17 protein-coding genes are annotated in these 25858 nt (G+C 65.7%); 11 read left to right on the top strand and 6 right to left on the bottom strand.

The window, feature by feature from the left end:
• The first annotated feature begins 21 nt into the window (after window positions 1–21).
• From JZY91_RS10190 to JZY91_RS10140, 11 genes are all read left to right on the top strand, one after another.
• Entirely contained in the window at window positions 22–1968 is a 1947-nt protein-coding gene (locus JZY91_RS10190; RefSeq protein ID WP_370639221.1) for a glycosyltransferase, read from the top strand.
• On the top strand, window positions 1958–2458 hold the full coding sequence (locus JZY91_RS10185) for a phosphatase PAP2 family protein (protein WP_234947753.1): 501 nt from the start codon (window positions 1958–1960) through the stop codon (window positions 2456–2458). Before JZY91_RS10190 ends, JZY91_RS10185 begins: the two co-directional genes overlap by 11 nt.
• A gap of 45 nt (window positions 2459–2503) precedes the next feature.
• Window positions 2504–3514, top strand: coding sequence for a decaprenyl-phosphate phosphoribosyltransferase (locus tag JZY91_RS10180; protein WP_370639292.1), 1011 nt, complete (start codon window positions 2504–2506; stop codon window positions 3512–3514).
• 35 nt (window positions 3515–3549) lie between these two features.
• Window positions 3550–5316, top strand: a complete 1767-nt coding sequence (locus tag JZY91_RS10175) for a hypothetical protein (RefSeq protein WP_234947752.1) — start codon at window positions 3550–3552, stop codon at window positions 5314–5316.
• An 84-nt stretch (window positions 5317–5400) separates the two neighbouring features.
• A complete protein-coding gene (locus JZY91_RS10170; protein ID WP_234947751.1) occupies window positions 5401–6411 on the top strand; it encodes an alpha/beta hydrolase family protein in 1011 nt (336 codons plus the stop codon).
• A 137-nt stretch (window positions 6412–6548) separates the two neighbouring features.
• Window positions 6549–8504: an alpha/beta hydrolase-fold protein gene (locus tag JZY91_RS10165; RefSeq protein WP_234947750.1), complete on the top strand. Its 1956-nt coding sequence runs from the start codon at window positions 6549–6551 to the stop codon at window positions 8502–8504.
• Window positions 8504–8992 carry a hypothetical protein gene (locus tag JZY91_RS10160; protein ID WP_234947749.1) on the top strand — a complete coding sequence of 163 codons (489 nt, stop codon included), beginning with the start codon at window positions 8504–8506 and terminating at the stop codon, window positions 8990–8992. Before JZY91_RS10165 ends, JZY91_RS10160 begins: the two co-directional genes overlap by 1 nt.
• A gap of 13 nt (window positions 8993–9005) precedes the next feature.
• Window positions 9006–10001: a cutinase family protein gene (locus JZY91_RS10155; protein WP_234947748.1), complete on the top strand. Its 996-nt coding sequence runs from the start codon at window positions 9006–9008 to the stop codon at window positions 9999–10001.
• A 27-nt stretch (window positions 10002–10028) separates the two neighbouring features.
• A complete protein-coding gene (locus JZY91_RS10150) occupies window positions 10029–11840 on the top strand; it encodes a FadD32-like long-chain-fatty-acid--AMP ligase (RefSeq protein WP_234947747.1) in 1812 nt (603 codons plus the stop codon).
• Window positions 11841–11884: 44 nt separating this feature from the next.
• Window positions 11885–16708 (top strand): polyketide synthase Pks13, encoded by a 4824-nt coding sequence (gene pks13 / locus JZY91_RS10145; RefSeq protein ID WP_234947746.1) that lies wholly within the window; start codon window positions 11885–11887, stop codon window positions 16706–16708.
• Window positions 16709–16711: 3 nt separating this feature from the next.
• Window positions 16712–18253 carry an acyl-CoA carboxylase subunit beta gene (locus tag JZY91_RS10140; protein WP_234947745.1) on the top strand — a complete coding sequence of 514 codons (1542 nt, stop codon included), beginning with the start codon at window positions 16712–16714 and terminating at the stop codon, window positions 18251–18253.
• Window positions 18254–18386: 133 nt separating this feature from the next.
• On the opposite strand, the gene JZY91_RS10135 is transcribed toward JZY91_RS10140, so the two are convergent.
• From JZY91_RS10135 to JZY91_RS10110, 6 genes are all read right to left on the bottom strand, one after another.
• Window positions 18387–18755 carry a DUF3054 domain-containing protein gene (locus tag JZY91_RS10135; protein ID WP_234947744.1) on the bottom strand — a complete coding sequence of 123 codons (369 nt, stop codon included), beginning with the start codon at window positions 18753–18755 and terminating at the stop codon, window positions 18387–18389.
• 265 nt (window positions 18756–19020) lie between these two features.
• Entirely contained in the window at window positions 19021–20325 is a 1305-nt protein-coding gene (locus JZY91_RS10130) for a cyclopropane-fatty-acyl-phospholipid synthase family protein (protein WP_234947743.1), read from the bottom strand.
• Window positions 20318–21775 (bottom strand): FAD-binding oxidoreductase, encoded by a 1458-nt coding sequence (locus JZY91_RS10125; RefSeq protein ID WP_234947742.1) that lies wholly within the window; start codon window positions 21773–21775, stop codon window positions 20318–20320. Before JZY91_RS10125 ends, JZY91_RS10130 begins: the two co-directional genes overlap by 8 nt.
• Window positions 21753–22814: a YbhN family protein gene (locus tag JZY91_RS10120; RefSeq protein WP_234947741.1), complete on the bottom strand. Its 1062-nt coding sequence runs from the start codon at window positions 22812–22814 to the stop codon at window positions 21753–21755. Before JZY91_RS10120 ends, JZY91_RS10125 begins: the two co-directional genes overlap by 23 nt.
• The gene (locus JZY91_RS10115; RefSeq protein ID WP_234947740.1) at window positions 22804–25158 is read right to left on the bottom strand and encodes an MMPL family transporter; all 2355 of its coding nucleotides are present in this window, start codon (window positions 25156–25158) and stop codon (window positions 22804–22806) included. Before JZY91_RS10115 ends, JZY91_RS10120 begins: the two co-directional genes overlap by 11 nt.
• A 12-nt stretch (window positions 25159–25170) precedes the next feature.
• A complete protein-coding gene (locus tag JZY91_RS10110; protein ID WP_234947739.1) occupies window positions 25171–25857 on the bottom strand; it encodes an NYN domain-containing protein in 687 nt (228 codons plus the stop codon).
• Window position 25858: the final 1 nt, after the last annotated feature.

Here is a 25858-nt window from a genome sequence, read left to right as displayed (position 1 = left end):
CAGCAGTTACCCTAAAGAGCTGTGGATACACCTATCGCAGTCGACGTTCTCGCGCGTGTGCTCATGCCGAAGAAGGGCGAGCCGCACGATGTGCGCATGCTCTACCTCATCGAGCCCGAGTTCAATAAGCAGCGCCTGACCTGGGCGGACCGCACCAGCTTCACGGTGCCCGCGGGAAACGAGGTCAGCTTCGAGACGTACTTCAACGCCTTCCCCGCCAGCTACTGGCGCCGATGGTCCCAGCTGGACCGCGTGATCTTGGCGATGGATGTGGAGGGCACCGCCACTATCTCGGTCTACCGCTCGAAGCACGACGGCACCCGCATCGCCGTGGGCAACTTCGAGGCGCGCGACCAGCACATCGAGATCCCGCTGGAGCTGCGCAATTTCGAGGACGGCGGCTGGCTCTGGTTCGACATCACCGCGGAGACGGACGCCCGCATCTCCCGCGCCGCGTGGTGCTCCCCGCAGGAGCCGAAGGAGCAGGTGCTTGACGACGGAACAGTTGTACCGCCCCAGCCCAAGCAGGTGGCCGTTGGCATTCCCACCTTCAACCGTCCGCGCGACGCCGTCAACGCGTTGCATGCGTTGGCTGAAGATGGGGAAGTGCTGTCGTCGATAAGCAATGTCCTCATGCCGGACCAGGGAAACCAGCACCCGGCGGACGAGCCTGATTTTGCGGAAGCGGAGGCCGCGCTGGGCGGCAAGCTGCGGATCTTCCCGCAGGGCAACCTCGGCGGCTCCGGCGGTTACAGCCGCATTATGTATGAGGCACTGAATAACACGGACGCCCCGTTCATCCTGTACATGGACGACGACATTGCGATTGAGCCGGACTCCATCGTCCGTGCGGTGCAGGCGGCGCGCTACGCCAAGCAGCCGATCCTGGTGGGCGGGCAGATGCTCAACCTGCAGGATCGCTCCCAGCTGCGCACCACCGGCGAGGCCGTGGACAAGGACATCTTCATGTTCCGCGCGGCGGAACACGCGGTGTACGACCATGACTTTGCCAAATACCCGCTGGGCTACGTGGGCACCAAGGAAGAGCAGATGGACCCGCGCAAGACCACGTCGCGTGCCCTGCACCGCCGCATCGACGTGGACTACAACGGCTGGTGGATGAACCTCTTCCCGCGCGTTGTTGCGGAGCGCATGGGCCTGCCGCTGCCGCTATTTATTAAGTGGGACGACAACGAGTACGCGCTGCGCTCCAAGGCTGCCGGTTTCCCCACCGTCACCTGGCCGGGTGTTGCCATTTGGCACATGGCCTGGGCGGACAAGGACGACGCGATTGACTGGCAGGCGTACTTCCACATGCGCAACCGCCTCATCGTCGCCTCGCTGTACGGCCCGGAGAACCCGGAGGCCATGCTGCGCAACATGATGAAGTCCACCCACAAGCACATCATGTGCATGGAGTACTCCACTATGGCCATCCAAGTGGAGGCGATGCAGGACTTCCTGAAGGGGCCGGACCAGCTCTTCGACATCCTGGAATCCGCGCTTCCGAAGGTGCAGGCAATCCGCAAGGACTACACGGACGCGCAGGTGGTGGATTCCGCAGCGGACCTGCCGGCGCCCACCGGCGCGCCGGGCGTGCCCACCCGCAACATCGGCGGCCGCCTGGCCAAGATCAAGAAGCTGCCGTGGGCGGCGAAGGCGCTGTTGCACCAGCGCAAGGCGGAGGACCGCGCGCACTGGGACGCGCCGCAGCTCAACCTCACGGCGGATGAGGCCCGCTGGTTCACCCTTGCGCGCGTGGATTCCGCGACGGTCTCCACCGCGGGCGGCACCGGCGTTGCCTTCCGCAAGCGGGACAAGGCGCTTGCGGACGATCTCTTGGAGCAAACCAAGAAGCTCCACGCCGAGATCAAGGAGCACTGGCCGCAGTTGCGCGAGACCTACCGCGCTGCGATGCCGGAGCTGACCAGCCACGAGAACTGGGGGAAGATCTTCGATGAGCAGTAAAGAAGCAGACCTCCTGGTTGAGTTGCAGGAGGTGGCGTATTCGCCCGCCGTGGCCAAGGTTGCCCGGGGTTTGAGCCACTTCGGCGAGCACGACTTGGGCTGGATGGCCGTGGCTGCGGCTGGTGCCGCGGTGGATGAAAAGCGTCGCCGGAAGTGGATTGCGCTTGGCGTGGGCACGTTCACGGCCCACGCGGTGAGCGTGGTGCTGAAGCGCATTGTGCGCCGCCCCCGCCCGCACGATGCGCGCATCACCATTGGCGTGAAAACGCCCTCCAAGCTGTCTTTCCCGTCCTCGCACGCCACCAACACCGGTGCCGCCGCGGTGCACTTGGCGGACATCACAGGCTCCAAGTGGCCGTTTGCTCTCGTGCCGGTGATGATGCTTTCGCGTAACGTGCTCGGCGTGCATTACCCCACTGACACCCTGGCCGGTGCCGCGCTCGGCGCAGCCGTGGCACAAGGTGTCATCAAGGCGGAAAGGCGGATCTAGGTGAGCGAGCCAGTACACGCAGGACACGCAGCCGGCGCTGGACAAATCGGAGACGCGGCGCGAAACCATGACCGGCACCCGGAGCATGAGCCGTTTCTGAAGCCGGAGCCGCACACTGAAGGCGTGGACTACCAGCGGAAGAAGAACCCGCCGAAGAACCTGCCGGACGCGATGATCAAGGGCCTGCGCCCGAAGCAGTGGGTGAAGAACGTCCTGGTTTTGGCCGCCCCGCTCGCGGCCGGCTTGGACGCGTTCACCGGCCGCACGCTGGTGGACATCGCAATCGCGTTCATTGTGTTCTGCTTCGGCGCCTCCTCGATCTATCTGATCAATGATGCGCGCGATGTGGAGTCGGACCGCCAGCACCCCACCAAGCGTTACCGCCCGATCGCCTCTGGCATGCTGCCGATCAACCTGGCCTACGCCATGGCCGCGATCCTGATCGCGCTGGCCATTGGGTTGTCGTTCCTTGCGACGGATGGCTCCGCACTGGCAATGGTCATTGGCATCTATATCTTGCTGCAGCTGGGCTACTGCTTCGGTTGGAAGCACATCCCCGTGATCGATATCGCGCTGGTGTCCTCCGGCTTCATGCTGCGCACCATGGCCGGCGGTGTGGCAGCCGGCATCGTCCTGTCCCAGTGGTTCCTGCTGGTCGCCGCGTTCGGTTCCCTCTTCATGGCCTCCGGCAAGCGCTACGCGGAACTCATTCTGGCGCAGGAAACCGGAGCCAAGATCCGCAAGGCGCTGGAAGGTTACACTCCCACGTACCTGCGTTTTGTGTGGACGCTGTCCGCCACCGCCGTGGTGCTCTGCTACGCACTGTGGGGCTTCGAACTCTCCGCGGAGGTCACGGGTGCCGCCGCCATCTGGTACCAGATCTCCATGGTGCCGTTTGTCATCGCCATCCTGCGCTACGCGGCTGAGGTGGACGGCGGCCGCGGCGGCGCTCCGGACGAGATCGCGCTGGAGGACCGCGTCCTGCAGCTGCTCGCCCTCGCCTGGATCTTCTGCATCGTCATGGCGGTCTACGTCGCCCCGGCGATGGGCTGGTAGTTCCTCGCAGCCGTCAACAAAGTAAACTCCCCACAATGCAACGCCACGCCCGCGCCTCACTCGCCGTAGCCACGGTGATCGCGGGCGTTTTCGCATTCTGGGGTGGTTGGACGCGCCGCTGGATGTCGGATGACGGCCTGATTGTCCTGCGCACCGTGCGCAACCTCTTGGCCGGCAACGGCCCGGTGTTCAACATCGGCGAGCGCGTGGAGGCGAACACCTCCACGCTGTGGCAGTACCTGATCACCGCCGTTGCTTGGATTACGGACGGTCGGCTGGAGGACATTGCAACAGCCCTCGCCCTCACCTTCACTGTGCTCGGCGCGGCGCTAGCCACGTACTCTGCCGGCGTGTTCTGGCAGCACGCCCTGCGGCGCGCGTGCCCCGTCATCCCGTTCGGCATCATCATCTACTTCGCACTCCCGCCGGCGCGGGATTTTGCCACGTCCGGCCTGGAGTGGGGGCTCGCCCTGTTTTGGCTGGCGGCGTGGTGGGCGCTGCTGACGGAATGGGCTACGCCAGCGCGCCGCGCCGTGCCCTCCGCGGGGTATCTGCTGGCGTTCTGGTGCGGCTTGTCCTGGCTGGTGCGCCCGGAGTTCGCGCTCTACGGCGGCGTGACCGGCATCATGCTCATCGCGTATTCGCCTCGTAAGACGCCGGGCATCCTCGCCGCCGCGCTTCCCGTGCCGGCCGCGTACCAAATCTTCCGCATGGGCTACTACGGCCTACTCACCCCGCACACCGCTGTGGCCAAATCCGCCGCAGATTCCCAGTGGGCGCAGGGCTGGGAATACATGGTGGATTTCGCCGGCTACTACGCGCTGTGGCTGCCGGTGGTTATCGCCGTCGCGGTTGGGGTGTGGCTGGCGCGCGGGATTAGGGGACGTCGTATAGCAATCGTGCTCTTGGTCGCGGCCTGCGCCATCGCGCACATCCTGTACGTGCTGCGCGTGGGCGGGGACTTCATGCACGGCCGCATGCTGCTGCTGCCGCTATTCGCGCTGCTGCTGCCGGTGATGGCGGTGCCGTACAGCCGCGCGTTGGCCGCGCTGGCCACGGTGGTTGTGGTGTGGGCGACGGTGATCGTGGTGCGTTCCAACCCGGTGGACGCGCAGGATTACAAGTACGAAAGCGGCGACCTGGGCATTGTGGACGAGCGCGATTTTTGGACGGTTGCGCTGGGCCGCGAGCGCGGCAACCCGCCGCAGTACGCGGAGGATTTCCGGGCGATGCCGATGATGCGCCACTTTGCGGAGACCTTGGAGGACGCGCAGGAGGAAAACGCCGCCCAGATTGCCATCGGGCTGGACATGGAGGATGAGGAGCTGTTCGACTGGTACGTCCGCCCGCGCCTCACTGATACTTCCCGGCCCAACACCGCAGGTGAGACTGATATCCCGCTCACCGCGTACTGGATCAACCTGGGCATGACCAGCATGAACGCGCCGCTGGACGTGCGCGTGCTGGATACCGTTGGCCTGGCCACCCCGCTGGCTGCACGTATGCCGCGCGACCCGGACGGGCGCGTGGGCCACGACAAGCAGCTGCCGGAGGAATGGCAAGTGGCGGACACGTCCGTGGACCTGGACTCGCTGCCGGACTGGTTCGATGTGCGCGCGACCAGGCAGGCGCGCAAGGCCCTGCACTCCGGGGAGATCGCAGAGCTGCTTGCAACCTCGCGTGAGCCGATGAGCCGGGAGCGCTTCTTCGCCAACATCCGCTACGCTCTCGGCCCGGGGCGCACACTCCAGCTTGACGACGATCCGTCGTCCTACCGCGACACTTCCCGCGCTACCCGATGATTCTCAACGCGACTGGCCCGACACTCCCGCTGTTGCTAACGTTGCGATAACATTCGTGTTTTCTTAGAGCGCCTAGGGGTTTTCATGTCTGCAGTGTCCAAGCGTCGTAGCCTGATGGCCCTTATCGTCGCCTTCTTCACCCTGCTCGGCGGCATGGTCGCCGCCCCTCAGGCCCAGGCGGCGAACCGCGACTGGCTGCGCCCGGACGCGACCGGGTTGTGCGAGTGGGACCCGGTGGGCTGGTGGGTCCAGCGCTGCGATGTCTGGTCCCCGGCCATGAACCGCAACATCCCGGTGCAGATTCAGCCCGCGCAGCGCGGCGGCAATGCCGGCCTGTACATGCTGGACGGCCTGCGCGCGCTGAACACCACCAACGCCTGGCTGAGCGACGTCAACGCGGCCGCCACGTTTGTGGACCACAACATCACCCTAGTGATGCCGGTGGGCGGAGAGTCCTCCTTCTACACCGACTGGAACGCGCCGGCGACGTATGACTTCCACAACCCCGTCACCTACAAGTGGGACACCTTCCTAACCAAGGAGCTGCCGGTCTACTTGGAGCAGCACTTCGGCGTGGCGCGCTGGAACAACTCCATCCTCGGTCTGTCCATGGGCGGCACCGCCGCGATCAACCTCGCCGCGCTGCACCCGGACCAGTTCCGCCAGGTCCTGTCCTACTCCGGCTACCTCACCACCACCATCCCGGGTGCGCAGACGGGCTTGCGCGTCGCGCTTCTCGACGGCGGCTTGTACAACCTCAACGCCATGTGGGGCTCCGTGCTCAACCCGCGCCGCTATGAGAATGACCCGTTCCTGAACATGGGCAACCTCCGCGGCCGTGATGTGTACGTCTCCGCTGGCAGCGGCATCCCGGGCCCGGCGGATGAGAAGTACTTGCCGGAGCACCGCGCTGCCGGCATTGCGCTGGAGCGGGTGGCAAACTTCACCACCAAACTCTGGGCAACCAAGGCCACGGTGACGGGTGTGCAGCACACTGCGGTATTCACCCCGACTGGCCTGCACAACTGGGATCAGTTCGGCTCCCAGCTCGAGGCGACCAAGCCTCGCATTCTAGATGTCATGAACGCCTGGTAACCCCAGTTCGCGTGTGACTGGTGTGACTGTTTGTGTCTCACCGGCGTGTCGCCATGTAAAGTCTCAAGTGAAACTTAACCTTTTGGGTACTCCCGCCCCCAAAAGTTTCCCGACCGAGAGTGATGAGGCTGACTTCCATGCGCGCACCACGATTCTCCAAGCAGGCCACCCGTGCCCTCGCCCTCCCCGCAGCAGCGGCGATGGCGCTGTCGCTGCTCCCGGCCGTTACCACCACGGCTCACGCCCAGGACCTGTCGTCCCAGCTGTCCTCCAACAGCTCCAACCGGGGCATCTCTGATGGCATCCGCCCGTCGGACCCGCCGGTGCGCACCCCGATCGACGTGGAGCGCAACCCGGAGATCCCGAACCTGCCGGAAGGCGTGTCGGTGGACCGCATTGAGTGGCTGGGCAACCGTCGTGTAGCAGTGTTCATCAAGTCCGTGGCAATGCCGGAGCAGCTAATGCAGGTGCAGATCCTCTTGGCGCGCGACTGGCACTCCAACAAGGCAGCTAAGTTCCCGGAGGTCTGGGCGCTGGACGGCCTGCGCGCGCGTGACGACGAAAACGGCTGGACCATCGAGACCAACATCGAGCAGTTCTACGCGGACAAGAACGTCAACGTGATCCTGCCGGTCGGCGGCGAGTCCTCCTTCTACGCGGACTGGCAGCGCCCGAACAACGGCAAGAACTACAAGTGGGAGACGTTCCTGACCAAGGAACTCGTGCCCATCCTGAACAATGAGTTCCGTTCCAACGGCCGCCGCGCCGTGGTGGGCATTTCCATGGGCGGCACCGCCGCGGTCAACCTGGCGGAGCGCAACCCACACCTGTTCGACTTCGTCGGCTCCTTCTCCGGCTACCTGGACACCACCACCACCGGCATGCCGGCCGCCATCAAGGCCGCGCAGCTGGATGCGGGAGGTTTTGACACGGACGCGATGTGGGGCCCTCCGGGCTCCCAGGACTGGATTGACCACGACCCGAAGACGGGCATTGAGAACCTTGCCGGCAAGACGGTGTACGTCTCCGCAGGTTCCGGCCGCGATGATTTCGGCACCGCGGACTCCACTGCCAAGGGCGCGGCGAACCCGGCCGGCAAGGGCCTCGAGGTCATTTCCCGCCTGTCCACCCAGACGTTTGTGGATTACGCCAGCCGCACCTCGGTGAAGCCGATCGTGCGCTTCCGCCCGTCCGGCGTGCACTCCTGGGAGTACTGGCAGTTCGAGATGGCGCAGGCGTGGCCATACATCGCCAACGCCCTCAGCGTGCCGGAAGGGGATCGCGGCGCCGCCTGCACCGCCATCGGCGCGATCGCGGAGACCACGCAGTCCGGCATCATCGGCACCTGCGTGAACGATGAGTACCCGGTGGGCAACAACGGCGTCGGCCGCGCCCAGGACTTCCGCGGCGGCACCGCCTTCTGGTCCCCGGAGACTGGCGCGCACGCGCTGTTCGGCGCGATCCTGGCCAAGTACTCCGCGCTCAACGGCGCGCAGGGCTGGCTGGGCTTCCCGCTCACGGGTGAGACGAAGACCCCGGACGGCAAGGGCCGCTTCGTGCACTTCCAGAACGGCTCCATTTACTGGACCCCGGAGACTGGCGCGTACGCCATCCCGGGCGACATGGTGAAGGAGTGGGGCCAGCACGGGTATGAGACCGGCAAGCTGGGCTACCCGGTTGCAGAGGCCACCAAGGTTGGCGAGGGCTTTGTCCAGCGCTTCCAGGGCGGCTACCTCACCCGCAACCCGGATGATTCCCACTACGTGGTCATCGGCGCGATCGGGGAGAAGTACGGCAAGCTCGGCGCGGCAACGTCCCAGCTCGGTTACCCGAAGAGCAACGAGATCGCGGTCCGCGGCGGCTTCTTCCAGAAGTTTGAGAAGGGCAACATCTACTGGTCCCCGGCAACTGGTGCGCAGGCAATTCAGTACGGCGCGATCTTCGATGAGTGGGGCAAGCACGGCTGGGAGCAGGGCAAGCTTGGCTGGCCGGTCACGGACCTGGAGCCGATCCCGGCTGGCGGCCTGACCATTGACTTCCAGAACGGCCGCCTGAAGCAGGTCAACGGCGTCGTGGTGGAGGAGAAGCGCTAATGCGCCGCGTTCTTGGGGCGCTGTGCGTATCGACGTTCGCTTTTCTCGGCCTCACCGCCTGCGGGGGTTCCGCGACTGTGGACGGCGATGGCGCAACGGTGACTCCGACGACCACCACGGCAACCTCGAGCACGGCCACCGCCACCACGACGGAAACGGCGACGTCGAGCAGCCCCCGCGCCTCCGGTGGTGCGGCCCTGCCGCCTGCGGACGGCGACCGTCCGGCCCGCGAGGTGGAAACGATCCCTAACCAGGCCACAGCGTTTACTCCGGCGGAGGAGGCTTTCCTGGAGGACCTCAGGGAACACGGTCTGAACGTGGAGGGTGTTGAGGACCAACTCACAGCGACGGGCTTTAGCGTGTGCTCGAACGATGTGATCACCCGCGACGCGGTGGCGGGTCAGCTGGTGGAGCAGCGTCGGACCGACATGGATCCGGCCGCGCTCGCTGAGCTGCTGACGGACACCGCGCGCGCCAACCTCTGCTAGGAGGCGTTGCCTCATGCGCACTGAGCGCACCCCACGTTCATCCCGCGCGTCTCGCTCCGGCACCCGCAACGTCTTTGTTGTCGCGGCGGTGCTGATTGTCCTGGCGCTGATCGGCCTGGGCATCTATCAGTGGCGCTCCGGCCCGGGCCCGGATCCCGGTCCAGGACCCCTGAATACGGAGACGCAGACCCAGGCGCAGCCGGAACCGACCACGCCGACCGAGCCGGAATGGTGTCCGGCGGTGGAGTTTGTCTCGGTGCCGGGCACGTGGGAATCCTCGCCGGAAGATGACCCGTTCAATCCGCAGGCCAACTCGGCAAGCTTCATGCTGTCCATCACGCGCCCGATCGAGGAGATGTACGGCATCGACCACGTGCGCGTGTTCACCGTCCCGTATACCGCACAGTTCCGCAACATCCAGACGGAGCGCGGGCGTGCGGAGATGACGTACGACGATTCGCGTGCGGAAGGCACGGCAAAACTGAAGGGTGAGCTGGGGTTCGTGGCCAACCTGTGCCCGCGAACCAAGTTCATCATCGCCGGGTTCTCCCAGGGCGCGGTGATTGTGGGGGATGTGGCAAACCAGATTGGTACCCGCCAGGGCCCGATTGATCCGGAGCGCCTGTTGGGTGCGGTGATGATTGCGGACGGGCGCCGCGAGAACGGCGTGGGTGTGAACCCGGGCGTGGAGCTGACCGGCCAAGGCGCGGAGATCACCATGCTGCCGCTGCAGCGGGTGGTGGATCTGGCCACGCCGGGTGCGACCATGACGGGGCCGCGCCCCGGCGGGTTCGGCGAGGTGGCGGACCGTGCCTTTGAAATCTGCGCGCCGAATGACACGGTGTGCGACGCGCCGCTGGCGGTGGGCAACGCGATCGACCGCGCCGCAGACCTTTTGCTGGCCAACGGCAACCATGCGCTCTACGCCACGAACCCGGACGTCATCCCGGGAACCACAGCGTCGCAATGGACTGTGGACTGGGCACGCTCTACAATCGATGCTTTGTAGAACAAAACTATCTCTCGAAGGAGACCCATGGATCTTGAAGTGATCATCCAAAAATTCCTGGATGAGCAGGGCAATGTTGTGCTGCCGCCGAACTTCACCATCCCCGCCCTGTCGGAGATGCTCTACGGTGCCGCCGTGCAGGCGGGCCAGGCCGACAACGTGAACATCCGGTTCTGGGACTACTCCACGGATGTGGACGGGGAGACGGTTGAATGCAGCCGTCGAGAAGCAAATACCCGCTTCAAGGCGATCGCCGCCCGCCTCGCGCAGGTGGGCAACCCGGGGGATCGCGTGGCCATCCTGGCCGGCAACTCGCCGGAGTACATCTTCGGCTTCATGGGTGCGCTCTACGCGGGCCAGGTGCCCATCCCGCTCTATGACCCGAACGAGCCGGGGCACGAGCACCACCTGCGCGCAGTGCTTGGTGATTCCGGCGCGAAGACGGTGCTGACCAACAAGCAGGGCGCCCCCGCCGTGCGCAACTACTTCGCCGAGGTGCCGGCCGCGGAACGCCCGCGCATCCTGGCGGTGGACTCCCTGCCGGATTCGCTGGCGGATTCTTGGCAACCGATCGAGGTTGCGCCGGGCACCGACACGTCCCAGAACACATCGTTCCTGCAGTACACCTCCGGCTCCACCCGCAACCCGGCGGGCGTGGTACTGACTAATGAGTCCATTGTGACCAACGTGCTGCAGATCTACACCGGCATTGGCGTGAAGCAGCCGATGCGCATCCCGTCCTGGCTGCCGCTGCACCACGACATGGGCATCATCCTGGCAACGCTGCTGATGATCCTGGGCAACGAGTTCGAAATCTTCTCTCCGCGCGACTTCATCCAGCAGCCGAAGCGCTGGCTGGACCGCCTGAACCGCCGCGAGGACGACCCGGAGGACATGCACATCTACACCGCGGTGCCGAACTTCGCGCTGGAACTGGCGGCGCGCTACGGCACGCCGGAGGACCCGAGCGAATATGACTTCTCCCGCGTCGAAGCCATCCTTTGCGGCTCCGAGCCGGTGACGGAGTCCTCTGTGGAGACCTTTCTCGATGCCTTTGCGCCGTCCGGCCTGACCCGCGACGTGCTGCGGCCCTCCTACGGCCTGGCGGAGGCGACCTTGATCGTGGCCACGCCGCAGACGGAGGACCGCCCCAAGTTCGCGTACTTCGACCGCGAGCAGCTTGCCGAAGGCAAGGCCGTGGAGGTGGCCAAGGAGGACGGCGTGGCGTTCGCCTCCAACGGCCAGCCGGTCAAGTGGATGCACTTCGCCATCGTGGACCCAGAGACGAAGGACGAGCTGCCGGAGGGCAGCATCGGCGAGATGTGGATCCACGGCAAGAACAAGGCCGGCGGCTACCTGGACCGCGAAGAGGAGACGCAGGAGACCTTCCACAACACCATCGGCGAGACCATCCAGGAGAACCTGCCGCAGGACGGCTGGATGGCAACCGGAGACCTGGGCACGATTCTGGGCGGTCACCTCTACATCACCGGCCGTCTGAAGGACCTGGTGGTTATCGCCGGGCGCAACCATTACCCGCAGGACATCGAGGCCACGGTCATGGAGTCCTCCGACCACGTCCGCGCGGATTCCGTGGCGGCGTTCTCCGTGCCGGGCGATGAGGTGGAGCGCTTGATCCTGCTGGTGGAGCGTGCGGACGACGCTTCCGAGGACGGCGACAAGGCCGCCGAGGACACCATCCGTGCCGCCGTGACCACCAAGCACGGCATCAGCCCGGACGTGATCGAGTTTTACCCGCCGAACGGCATCACCCGCTCCTCCGCCGGCAAGATCGCCCGCCGCGTCAACGCGAAGCGGTACATCGAAGAGCACGCCTAGGCTTGGTAACAAATTGGACACGGGAGCGCGATAAGCTTCCCACTATGACTGAGAATGATCTGATCGCATGGCTCACGCGGTGGGTGGCCGCAACAACCGGCCAGGAGGTCGTGGACAGCGCCACGCCGCTTGAGTCCTACGGTCTGTCTTCTCGGGACGCGGTGGTGCTCTCCGGCGAGTTGGAGACGTTGCTGAACCGCAAGGTGGATCCCACCATCGCGTACCAATACCCGACGATCGAGGCACTTGCCAAGGCGTTGACGGCCAGCGCGGGGGCTGTGGGGCGCACCTATGAGCGTCGTGAAGCAGGAAGCTCCCCCGGGCAGCGCGATATTGCCGTGGTGGGTGCCGCGGGGCGCTTCCCGGGTGCGGCCTCGGTGGGCGAGTATTGGCAGGTGCTTATCGACGGCCGGGTGACCACCGGCCCGCTTCCAGCCGGGCGCTGGAGCGAGTACACAGGCGATCCGTACCTGCGCACCAAGATGGCGGAGGAAGCCACCGACGGCGGCTACCTGGAAGATATTGCCAGCTTTGACAACGAGTTTTTCGGCCTGAGCCCGCTCGAGGCGCAGAACATGGACCCGCAGCAGCGCATCATGCTGGAGGTTGCGTGGGAGGCGTTGGAGGACGCGCACATCCCGGCCGACCGCCTCCGGGGTGAGGCTGTGGGCGTGTTCGTGGGCTCCTCCTCGAACGATTACGGCATGCTCATGGGTGCGGACCCGGCGAACGCGCACCCCTACGCACTGACCGGCGCGGCGAGCTCCATCATCCCGAACCGCATTTCTTACGCCTTTGATTTCCGCGGGCCGTCCATGAACGTGGACACCGCGTGCTCTTCCTCCCTGGTCAGCGTGCACCATGCGGTGCGGGCGCTGCGCGACGGGGAGTGCGACGTGGCGCTGGCCGGCGGCGTGAACATCCTGGCCAACCCGTTCGCGTCCCTGATGTTCTCTGAGCTGGGCGTGATCTCCCCGTCCGGCGCCATCCGCGCGTTTTCCGATGACGCGGACGGCATCGTGCGCTCCGAAGCCGCCGGCATGGTGGTGCTCAAGCGCGTGGCGGATGCGGTGGCGGACGGCGACGAGATTGTGGCTGTAATCAAGGGCTCCGCCACGAACTCGGACGGCCACTCCAACGGCCTGACTGCCCCGAACCCGGACGCGCAGATTGACGTGTTGCGGCGCGCCTACGCGGACGCCGGCATCGACCCAGCCGAGGTTGACGTGGTGGAGGCCCACGGCACCGGCACCATTCTGGGCGACCCGATTGAGGCCACCGCGCTCGGCGCCGTGCTGGGGCGCAACCGCGGCGCGGCGAACCCGCTGCTGCTGGGCTCTGCCAAATCCTCTATCGGCCACTCCGAATCCGCCGCCGGCGTGGCCGCCCTGATCAAGGTGCTCGAGGCGCTGAAGCACGACACCATCCCCGCCTCCGCCAACTTCACCGCACCCAACCACTTCGTGGACTTTGACGCGGAGCACATCGAGGTAGTGCAGGACCCGCGCGAATGGCCGCGCTACTCCGGCCGCCGCGTCGCCGGCATCTCCGGCTTTGGCTTCGGCGGCACAAACGCGCACGTGGTGGTCACGGACTTTGAGCCGGGAGACTACGCCGGGGCCGTGGCGGCGGATGCAACCGCCGCCACGAGCAAAGCGGAAACCACCCGGCTGGCCGGGCTCGATGTGGCGGCGCTGCCGGTGTCTGGGCTGCTGCCGTCCCGTCGTAAAGCAGCTGCCGCGGAACTCGCGGACTTCCTGGAGGGCCGCCCGGACGCGGACCTGGTCCCGGTGGCCCGTTCCCTGGCCAAGCGCAACCACGGCCGCTCCGCCGCCGTCGTGCAGGCCAGCACTGTCGAGGACGCGGTGGCGCGGTTGCGCCTGGTTGCAGAAGGCAAGATCGGCACCGGCATCGCGGTGGCGGATGCGCCGAACACCATGGGCCCCGTGTTCGTGTACTCGGGCTTTGGCTCGCAGCACCGCAAGATGGCCACGCGACTTATGGAGACCTCCGATGTCTTCGCCGCGCGCATGCGGGAACTGGATGAGCTGGTCCGCTTCGAGGCGGGCTGGTCCATGCTGGAGATCATCGAGGATGACGCGCTGACGTATGACACCCAGACCGGCCAGGTCACCATCACCGCGATCCAGATCGCGCAGACGGACCTGCTGGCCACGTTCGGCATCACCCCGGCCGCCACCATGGGCATGTCCATGGGCGAAATCGCGGCGGCCTACGCCGCCGGCGGCATCACGGACCGCGATGCGATGCTGATCGCCTGCCAGCGCGCTCGCCTGATGGGCGAGGGCGAGGCCATGATCGCCGGAACGCCGCAGGAAGGCGCGATGGCCGTCGTGGAGCTGGGCACCGACGACCTCGCGGCGTTCATCGAGGAGCACCCGGAAGCCCAGGGTGTGGAGCCGGCCGTGTACGCCGGCCCGGGCATGACCACCATCGGTGGGCCGATTGCGGCGGTTGATGCTGTCGTCGAGAAGCTTGAAGCCCAGGAAAAGTTCGCCCGCAAACTGAACGTGCGTGGCGCGGGGCACACCTCCGCCCTGGACCCGATCATGGGCGACCTGGCCGCCGAGATCGCCGGCATTACCGCCCGCCCGCTGACGGTGCCGCTGTTCAGCTCCGTGGACCGCGGCGAGGTGTATCCCGCCGGCTCCGTCGTGCACACGGATGAGTACTTCCTGCGCATGACGCGCCAGCCGGTGTATTTCCAGGACGCCACCCAGGCCGCGTTCAACGCCGGCCACAGCACGTTGGTGGAGGTCACGCCGAACCCGGTCGCGCTGATGGGCATGATGAACACCGCGTTCGCCGCAGGCAAGCCGGACGCGCAGCTGCTGTTCACCACCAAGCGCAAGCTGGATGAGGCGGAAACCCTGCTGGATCTCGCTGCCAAGCTGTACGTCCAGGGCATGCCGGTGGACTTCACCGGTTTCTACGGCACGGGGCCGCGCATCAACGCGCCTGGCGTAACGTTCCAGCGCAACCACCTGTGGACGCCTGCGCGCCCGTCCTCCAACGGCGGCACGTTGCTGGGCGCGAAGGTTGAGCTGCCGGACGGCCAGGTCGCGTTTGCCACGCCGGCAGACGCGGTCTTCAGCCCGTACCAGCTCATCGAGGCAGCGGCCGCGGAAGTTGTCCCGGGCGCAACCGTGGTGGCCACGGAGGAGCACGGCTACCTACCCGCCGATGGTGAGGTGACCACTATTGTCGCCCGCTCCCTCGGCGGCGCGAGCATCACCGTCTACAACGGCGCCGAGCGCATCGCCGAGGGCTTCGCGTCCTCCCTGGGCGAAACCGCGCGCACCCAGGTTGCGGGAGTTGCGGAGGTCACGGCTTCGGAGCCTTCGCTTATCGACGATGACTTTGCATCAATGCGCTGGGACCCAACCTCCGGCGAATCCGTGCCCGAGCGCCTGCGGGCCATTGTGTCCGAGTCCATGGGCTTTGAGGCGGAGGACCTGCCGGATGAGCTGCCGCTGATTGATCTTGGCCTGGATTCCCTCATGGGCATGCGCATTAAGAACCGCATCGAGCACGATTTCCAGATCCCGCAGCTGCAGGTGCAGACGCTGCGCGACGCATCGGTGGCTGATGTGATCCGCCTGGTGGAGGAGTCCGTTGCCGGCCACGCAGATGCCGTGCAGCCCATGGCAATGAACTCGGAGACGCGTGACGTGGCGTCCGAGGTGGCCAAGGCCCAGGAGGCCGGTGCGGACTCCGGCGCCGGCGTTGTTCCGGGCCCGGCTGGCGGCGCCCAGGGCGTGGGTGTTGCGCCGCGCGATGCGTCGGAACGCATGGTCTTCGGGGCGTGGGCGAAGTTTACGGGTGCGGCTGCGGCTGGTGTGACCAGCGAGCTTGCGTCGATTAGCGAAGGCCAAGCTCAGGAGCTCGCGGAGCACCTCACGCAGCGCAGCGGGATCGAGATCACCGCGGAGCAGGTGCGTGAGCCGCGGACGCTGGAGCCGCTGGCGAACCTGGTGCGCGAGGGGCTGGAGACCGAGGTTGAGGGCAATATCCGCGTGTTCCGCGACGGCGATGCCGGCCGCACCCCGGTGTTCGCCTTCCACCCGGCCGGCGGTTCGAGCGCAGTGTACGCGCCGCTAGCCCGGCGCTTGGACGATGCAGTGCCGGTGTACGGCGTGGAGCGCCTCGAGGGCTCGCTGGAGGAGCGCGCGGCGGCGTACGTGAAGGACATCGAAGAGCTGGCGGCGGGGCGCAAGGTTGTGCTGGCCGGCTGGTCCTTCGGCGGCGCCCTAGCGTACGAGGTTGCGCACCAGCTGGGCAACGACAAGGTGGCGTTCATCGCGCTGCTGGATACAACGCAGCCGTCCGTGCCCATCCCGCGCACGATGGAGGAGACCAAGGCGCGCTGGGGCCGCTACGCAACGTTTGCCAAGGAAACGTACGGCCTGGACTTCGAGGTGCCCTACGAGCTGCTGGAAACCGCGGGCGAAGAGGCGCTGCTGGAGATGCTGCAGGAATTCCTGGCTACCACGGACGCTTCCGCGCACGGGCTGGCGGCCGGCGTCCTGGAGCACCAGCGCGCCAGCTTCGTGGACAACCAGATCCTGAACCACCTGGACTTCTCCCGCTGGGCGGAGGTGGATGTGCCGGTGCTGCTGTTCCGCGCTGAGCGGATGCATGACGGCGCGATTACGCTCGAGCCGAACTACGCCCACATTGACGAGGATGGGGGCTGGGGCGCTATCGTCGAGGACTTGACCATTGTGCACCTGCCCGGCGACCACCTCGCAGTGGTGGATGAGCCGGCGGTGGGGATCGTGGGCAAGCACATGAATGAGTGGCTGGCGGCGCTGCCGGAACGCGGTGCCGGGAAGGACGACGTGTAACCGATGACGACCGCCGAGAAGCTCGCCGACCTCCGCGCGCGGCTGGAGAAAGCCCAGGACCCGGGTTCGGAGCGCTCCCGCAAGCGCCGCGACGACGCCGGTCTGACCACCCCGCGCCAGCGCATTGCCGCGCTTATCGACGAAGGCACCTTCGTGGAAATCGGCGCCCTGGCGCGTACTCCGGGCGATGAGAACGCGGTGTATTCCGACGGCGTTGTTACGGGTTACGGGCGCATCGACGGTCGCCCGGTAGCCATCTACGCCCACGACAAAACCGTGTACGGCGGTTCGGTGGGCGTGACTTTCGGCCGCAAGGTGGTCGAGGTGATGGAGTTTGCCATCAAGATCGGCTGCCCCGTGATCGGCATCCAGGATTCCGGCGGCGCCCGCATCCAGGACGCGGTGACGTCCCTGGCCATGTACTCCGAGATTGCGCGCCGGCAGCTGCCGCTGTCGGGCCGCTCCCCGCAGATCTCCATCATGCTGGGCAAGTCCGCCGGCGGCGCGGTATATGCGCCCGTGACCACGGACTTTGTCATCGCGGTGGACGGGCAGTCCGAGATGTACGTCACCGGCCCGGACGTGATCCGCGAGGTGACGGGCGAGGACATCACCTCCGCCGAGCTTGGCGGCGCACGCATCCAGGAGCAGTCCGGCAACATCTCCGCGGTGGTGAACAGTGAGGAGGAGGCCTTCGACTTCGTCCGCGACCTGCTGGACCACCTGCCCACCTCCACCTTCGACCCGCTGCCCGAGGTCTGGGCGCCGGCGGACGAGGACTTGGATGATGCTGAGCTGGACACGTTCCTGCCGGACGACACCAACGCGGGCTACGACATGATGGAGCTTCTGGTCCAGCTTGGCGACGATGAGGAGCTGGTGGAAATCCAAGCCAACTACGCGGAGAACCTGATCTGCGCGTTCGGGCGCATTGACGGCCGCCCCGTCGGCTTCGTCGCCAACAACCCGATGTACCTCGCAGGCTGCATCGATGCCGACGCCGCCGATAAGGGCGCGCGCTTCATCCGCACCTGCGACGCGTACAACATCCCCATCGTTTACGTAGTGGATACACCCGGCTACATGCCCGGCGTGGAGCAGGAGCGCCAGGGCCTGATTCACCGCGGCGCGAAGTTCGCGTTCGCGGGTGTGGAGGCCACCGTGCCCAAGGTGACCCTGATCGTGCGCAAGGCGTACGGCGGCGCATACGCGGTGATGGGCTCGAAGAACCTGAACGGCGACCTGAACTTTGCGTGGCCCACCGCGCAGATTGCCGTGATGGGCGCGGCCGCCGCCGCGATCACGCTGCAGGGCAAGCAGCTTGCCGCGGTGGAGGACCCCGTCCAGCGCGAGGCCATGAAGAAGATATTCATGGACTTTTATGACGAGAACATGACATCCCCGTACGTCGCCGCGGAGCGCGGGTACATCGATTCGATGATCCAGCCCTCCGAGACTAGGCTGGCGCTGCGCCGCGCCCTGCGGCAGCTGCGCACCAAGCAGGCGTTTGACCTGCCCAAGAAGCACACCATCGCACCGCTCTAAGCGGGCAGGTTGACGAAAGGCACCCCATGCTCTCCAGCACGCTCGACATCCTCGGCGACATCATCTCGAACACCATCTGGTTCTTCAACGGGCTGAGCTCCGGCAACCCGCTCTTCGCCTGGGGTTCCAGCTTCTAGCTTTCGCGCCTGCCGGCGTTCTTGCCGGCGAATCCCGCAATGGCGCGCCAGCCCAGCATCAGCAGCGCGGACATCACCGTAGCAACGATGACGAAGGACCAGTGCGGCACCGCCTGATTGCGCAGGCCCCAGATCACCAGGCCGGTGATCACGGTGACCGCCCAAATGATGCCGCCCTTGTTCTGGCGCACGATCAGCCACCCCAGCGTCACGCCGAGGGCGAACGGCCACAGGGTGGATAGCCACCCCGTGAAGGTGAACGGCATGTCGTCGCTTCGGTGCGCCGCTCGCGCCAGCAGCGCGAAGACGGCAATGGCTACGTAGTCCGCGGCGATTGCCGACGGCTTCGAAATCGTTCGCTTCATGCCCACCACTCTAGGCTCGGCAAACGGTCATGACCAGATGGTCACCTGCAGAGTGTTGCTAGCAAAGTGTTGCTTGCAGATGGTCATTAACCGAGTAACCGTCACCGTTTCAATTCGGGCGACGGCGGTTAATGACCTTCTGGTAGTTACCATGTGGCGCCGAGCCACCCAAGGAGCCGGCGGCATGTTACGGATGGGACCGGTGTGGCAAAATTCTGCCGCGCATAATTCTGCGGCGCAGAATCCACAGCCAGCGCACGGCCCTTTAAAATACCGAGTCGTTCCACCACCGGCGCTCGGGCGTTCCAGCGCGTGAGCCGTTGCTATCTAGTTTGATGCCCAGCACCTGGTGCAGTTCCACCACGTCGTGTTCGAAGCCCCACTGCGACCCAGCCATGTACATCCCCCACAGCTTGGCGGTGTTTTCGCCGGCGAGCGCGACTGCTTCGTCCCAGTTGTCTTTGAGGTTGAGGCACCAGTCGCGGAGCGTGCGCGCGTAATCGAGACGGATGTTCTCTTCGTGGAACACCTCGAACCCGTTGTCCTGCATCATCTTGATAATCGTGCCGGAACCGGTCAGTTCCCCATCGGGGAAGATGTAGCGGTTCATAAACGCGCCTTTGTCCGTCTTGTGGTTGTCCGGGTACGTGATGCAGTGGTTCACCATGACACCGCCCGGGCGCAGCTTGTCCGAAAGGAACTGGAAATAGCTGGCGTAGTTGCCCACACCGATGTGCTCGAGCAGGCCGATGGACGAGATGGCGTCGAAGTCGGTTTCTGAAACGTCGCGGTAATCCAGAAAGCGCACCTCCGCGAGGTCTTCGAGACCCTCCTCCTTGATCTTCGACTGCGCCCACTCGGCCTGCTCTTTGGACAGGGTGACGCCGAGCGAATGGACACCCTGGCGCGCAGCGTAGCGCACCATGGATCCCCAGCCACAGCCCACGTCGAGGTGCCTGTCGCCAGGCTTCAGGCGCAGCTTTTCAAACACGAGCCGGAACTTGTTCTCCTGCGCCTCGTCCAGGCTCGCGTCCGGGGTGGGGTAGTAAGCACAGGTGTACGCCATTGAATCGCCGAGGAACAGCTCGTAAAAGTCGTTGCCCACGTCGTAGTGCGAGGAAATCACCTCAGCGTCGCGCTGCTTGGAATGCACGGCCAGGCCTTGGCGCACGCGCCTCTCCAGCCAGCTCGCCTGCTCCGCTTCGGGGATTGGCTGGATCTGGATCGCACCCATAGATCGCAGGGAGCGCATGATGCGTACCAATGCGCCCGCGTCCGGCTTCTGAAACGAGTCGTACAGTGTTCGCAGATTATCGAAAACGCCGTAGGGGTACGCCAAGTGCTCGCCCTCGACTACAAGGCCCCCGGTCACCCACGCACGCGCAAGCCCCACGTCGCCGGGCGCGGTCACAATATAAGACAACCCCTCCGGGCTGGTCACGCGGACCGTGTGCTCGGCGTCCTCGGGGCCGGTTGCCGTGCCGTCGAAGGCGACCCACCGGAACGGATTGTTGGAGGGAAACAGCGTGTCGACGATGTCGGCCACCGTCATTGGTTCAAAATTAAGCATTCTCCACCGCCTTTTCGTAGAGGCCCGGGAATCTGCCGTCCGGGTCGTAGGTGCGTTTCATCTGCTGGGGAAGTTCGCCGCCGTATAACGCTGCGAACTGCTCGCGAGAGTAGAACGCCTCCGAGTACAGCGACTTATGCCCGCCAAGATCGGAGACTTTCGCCTCAATGACTTTGTTGAAGGCACCGGGTTCCTGCGCGGGCGAGACGTGGTCAGCGGGCACGCCGGACCAGAACCCGACGTTGACCCACGTCGTGCCCGGCTTCAAGGGGTAGAGAGGCCACGGCTCGGCCGCGTCGATACCCGCTCCGGCCAGCTCCTCAACGCCGCTGCGCAGCCGGATGGGGCACAGCCACACCGGCTGAATCGAGCTCGCGTCAAAGAACCAGTCTAGGAACTCGGCGAGCCGGCCGTCGGTGACCTCGATGTCTTGCACCACGCGCTCGGTGCGGGCAAGCCCCTTTGGCTTCTTCAAGAAGCGGTACTCCAAGTCGTACTTTTTATCCAAGCCGACCAATTTCCAGTAGAAGGAGCTGCGGCGCAGCTCGCGTGGCCACAGTTTGCGCGCGGTGGGGTGCTGTGCTCCGAGTGCGCGCGAGCACCAGAACCAATCGGTGTCCCAGCGCCAGATGTAATCGCGGATGGTCAGGTAGTCGTGCTTCGTCCCGTGTGGGTGCTGGATCGAGCGGTAGTAAATCTGCTGCCGCGTGTAATCAGACACCCCAGGCGCCGACTCGGCGCGAAACGCGAGCACGAGGTACTGCTCGTCCTTGCTAAACGCCACGCCGTCGAGGCCGTAGATCGCCCGGCCGTCCCACTCGCCGCTTTCGGCAGCGCGGGCCAACGCGGCTTCGTAGTCGCGCAGGTCCGAAAACCGCACGTGGTTAAGTTCGATGAACTCGGGCACGGCTTCCAGCTCGATGGTCAGACGCACGGCGTAGCCGAGCGATCCGTACGAGTTCGGGAACGCACGGAATAACTCCACATTCTCGGTGCGCGAACAGGTGACGATTTCGCCGGTACCGATCAGCACATCCATCTCGATGACGGATTCGTGCGGTAGCCCGTTGCGAAACGATGTCGATTCGACCCCCATGCCGCTCACGGCACCGCCCAGGGTAATCGTTTTCAACTGCGGCACCACCAGTGGCGCGAGCCCGAAGGGCAACGTTGCGTCGACAAGATCCTCGTAGGTGCACATGCCCTGCACATCAGCGGTTTTCGCCACCGGGTCAACCGCAATCACCCCGCCGAGCCCGCTGACGTCAAGCCCCGCGCCGCCGCTTTTCCGTTTGCGAAACAGGTTGGAGGTCTTCTTCTTCAGCCGCACTCTGCCTGTTTCAGGAAAAGAAGCTTGTAGCTTGTCGACGCCCCGCTGATGCCCCTCCCAGCCCACACACGCAATCGGCTCCCAGTCAACGCTACGTTCAGTTATCGGTGGCACCTTCATGCCCCGCAGGATAGTTCCGTCTCTCAGCATCCGCTAGGCGAATTCCTACCAAGTACCCGCGGCCTGCGTACACCGCCGCGTAGATTACCCAGCCGACCAAGGTGATGAAGGCGAAGGAGATTGTGCGGTAGATGACGGTTGCTGCGGTGGCGTCGACAAGCGTCATGCCCCCGGCTACCAGCATGCCTGCGGCCACGGGCTCCACGGTGCCCAGGCCTCCCGGGGTGAACTGGGCGGCGCCGGCGAGTTTGGTCATGATGTAGGCCAGCGCAACACCCATGATGGTGATCTCATTCAGCCCGGCTGTAAGCCCCGGGGGTGTGCCCAGGACGGCCCAGACCGCGAAGAACATGGTGCAGAGGTCCATCAGCCGGTTCAGCAGGGACAGCGCCGCGGCTGCCGCGAATTGCCCGCCGGTCATGCGAATGGCGGCGACTTGGTCGATCACCTGCTCCACGCGCACGCGCACCTTGTCCGGCACAAACCCCACCCAGCGCTTCAGCACCGCCGGGTGGCGGGTGGCCCAGAACAGCCCGCCGATGGCACCGACGGCCAGCACAAACGCGCCGCCGAGGGAGAGCAGGGACAGCTCCGCGCCCAACAGCACAACTGCGGCGACGCCGATTACCCCCATCCACACCGTGGACAGCGCGCCGGAGATGACGAAGAACCAGCCGCACAGCCCCACCGACGCGCCCCAGGAACGGTGCACGCGAAACGTCAGCCACGCGGAAATCGCCGGCCCGCCCGGCACAGTGGTGGACCACGCGTTGGATGCCAGCGTGATCGCGTTCGTGCGCGCGGGACCCGTGATGCGCCCCTCCACGTTCAGCAGGATCTGCATCACGCCGGCCATCGCCGCCAAAGACAGTGATGCCGTCACCACCGCCGCCAGCACCGGGCCGAGTGTGGCCCTCTGCAGCACGCCCCAGGCCTCGCCCAAAAACGGCAGCTTATCGCGGAATACAATGAGCAGCAGCACTAGCAGCGCCACCGGCGCGAGCCAGCGCAGCCACTGCCGCCACCCGCTAACGTTCAAGCTCCGGCTTCTTCAACTGCTCAAGCGCCTCCCGGGTCCGGCGCTGCTCCAACTCCCGCATGAGCTGGCTAAACGGCACCAAGGACGCATCCTCCTCCACACTCACGCCGGAGCGGTAGGGCTGCGTGTCCACAACCATCTCCCCGATCGGCTGCTCCCCGGGCACATGCTTATCGACGTTCACTTCGCCAACCCCCGCGCCCCCAGCGGCACCAACGGCCGCCGCCTGGTTCTCGCCCAGCGCGTTCGCCGCGCGCTTAACCCAGGCCGGTGCCCACCAGTTGTCCTCGCGCAGCAGGTGCATGACGGCGGGGACCAGGAGGAGGCGGATGATTGTGGCGTCCAGGGCCAGCGAGAAGATCATGCCGAAGGCGATGTACTTCATCATCACGATGTCGCTCATGGCGAAGGCGGCGGCGACCACGATCATGATCAGCGCCGCGGCGGTGATGATGCCGCCGGTGTGCGCGGTGCCGTCTTTGATCGCGCGGTCCGTGTCCGCGCTCTGGTTGCGGGCTTCCACCATGCGCGAGACCAGGAAGACTTCGTAGTCGGTGGAGAGGCCGTACAGAATCGCGATGATCAGCACCAGCACCGGACTCATCAGCGGGCCCGGGGTGAAGTTGAGCAGGCCGGAGCCCACGCCGTCCACAAACACCATGGTGAGGAAGCCGAGCGTGGCGCCAATGCCCAGGATGTTCATGATCACGGCCTTGGCCGGCAGGATCAGGGAGCCGAACACCAGCGCCATCAGCAGGAACGTGGCCAGGACCATGTACAGCGCCATCCACGGCAGCCGCTCCAGCAGGGCTTCGATGGACTCGACTTCCATTGCGGGCGTGCCTGCAACGTACGTCGACACGCCCTCCGGCACCGAGATGGCGCGGAGCTGGTCCACAACCTCCTTGCCTCCCGTGCGGTCCGCCAGCGGCGCGGAGAGTACCGTGGTGCCGTCCTCGGTCGGGTGTACTGGTGCGAGCGGTGCCGCCAAGCCGGTGACCTGGCGGGTCTGCATCACCACGTCCACCAGCTGCTGACTGTCCGCGCCGGTGACCACGAACTTGATCGGGTCGGTGCGGAAGGCGGGGAACTCCTCGTTGAACGCGTCCTGCGCCTGGCGGGTCTCCTGGCTCGGCGGCAGGTACGTCTCGTTGATGCCGCCGAAGGTGATGCCCACCATCGGCACCGTGATCAACAGCAACAGCGCGCTCACGCCCACCGCAACGCTCTTGGCGTGCCGCATCGCCCAGGCCGGGATGCGGTACCACACGGTGTCCTCGAGGCGCCTGCCGCTTCGCGACGTCCGCCGCACCGACCACTTGTCAATGTTTGTGCCCAGCATGCCGAAGAGCGCCGGCAGCATGGTCACGGAAATGATGGCGGCCAGCACCACGGCGCTGATCGCGCCGTAGGCCACGGACTTCAAGAACGCCTGCGGGAACATCAAAAGGCCGGAGAGCGCCACGCCCACCATCAGGGCAGAGAAGAACACCGTTTTGCCCGCCGTGGTGGTGGTCACGGCCACGGCTTCGCGGGTGTCCAGCCCGCGGTCCAGCTCCTCGCGGAAGCGCGACACCATGAACAAGCCGTAATCGATGGCCAGGCCCAGGCCGAGCAGGGTGATGATGGACTGGGAGAAGATGTTCACCTGCTGGTACTGCGCCAGGATGGCCAAGAGCGACAGGGATCCGACGATGGAGAGGATGCCCACAATCAGCGGCATCGCCGCCGCCACCACGCCGCCGAAGACGAAGAGCAAGATGATGGCCACGAAGACTAAGCCGATGCGCTCCGCACGGGCGATGTCGTCCGCCATGCCCTTATCCAGCGCGTCTGCCACCGCGGTCGCGCCGGCAATCTGCACCTCTGCGCCGTTTGGCAGCTCGATCGCGTCCAGCGCCGGCTTGATGGCGCGGAAATCCTTCAGCGTCTGCTCTCCGTCGCCTGCCAGGCCGATTGCCGCGAACGCCGCGGTGCCGTCCGCGTTCATCTGCTGAGAATTGGGGTTGGCGAAGTAGCTGCGGATGGAGGCCACTTCCTCCGGGAACTGCTCGCGCAGCCCGCTGATCTGTGCATTCGCCGCGTGGAACACCTCCGGGTCATTCACACCACCCGGCGCGGTGACGTACACAATCACGTCGCCCGAGTTGTCGCGCCCGAACTGCTCCTGCTCGATCACGGCCGCGGTGGTGGAGTCCGCGCGCGGGTCCTCCCACCCTTCCTGCGACAGGCGTTCACCCAGCTTGGAGCCGAAGAACACTTGCATGAGGATAATCAGGAGCACCACCACCACGGGGATGATCTTGCGGTGGCGGTAGGCAAAGTGGCCCCACTTGTAGAACACTTGGGCAGCCTCCTAGTGCTCGCGGTGCTCGCGCGTGTTGGACAGCAGCGACACCAGCGGCCTGAACGGCTGCAGCCACGCACCGCCCTCGGGCAGGGCATCCAGGTTCACGCGCGGCAGCGGATCGCGGAACACCCCTGGGATGTCCTCCAGGTCCACAAAACGCACGTCCTTAGAGTTCACGGCCCACGCAGCGTGCTCGTGGAACCCCAGCACCGTCACCGGGATGCCCACCTCGGTCAGCTCGGCGATGGGCTCGATGAAGTTCTGGCCGTCCGCGGAAGCGATGACCACTCCCCGGAGCACGCCCTCTGCGTGACGACGCTCAATGTGCGCCACCATGTCCACATCAACGTCAGAATCTTCGTCGCTCTTCGGCTTGGCAAACACGGCGAAGCCCATGTTGCGCAGCGCCTCAACCCAGGGGCGCACCGCTTCCGCGCCTTGCTGCGACACATTCGTGAACACGGTTGCCTCTGGCTCGATGCGCTCCGATGTTTCGTCGGCAAGCAACTGCGCCTGCGTGATCAACCAGCGGCCGATCGCGTCGAAGCGGGGGCGGTGGGAGGCGGCGGGGCGCCCGCCCAGGATGGCGCCGAGGCCCATGTCAATGTTCGGTGCGTCCCACACCAGGAGGTAGCTGGCCGGGCCGGCCTGCGCGCCGGGCGTGTACGGGTGCGTCATGTCGTTGAGGTCCATC

The sequence above is a fragment of the Corynebacterium sp. CNCTC7651 genome (genome assembly GCF_021496665.1).
Lineage (GTDB): Bacteria > Actinomycetota > Actinomycetes > Mycobacteriales > Mycobacteriaceae > Corynebacterium.
Note: the sequence above shows the minus strand (reverse complement) of the source record. Positions and strands in the feature narration are given on the sequence as shown.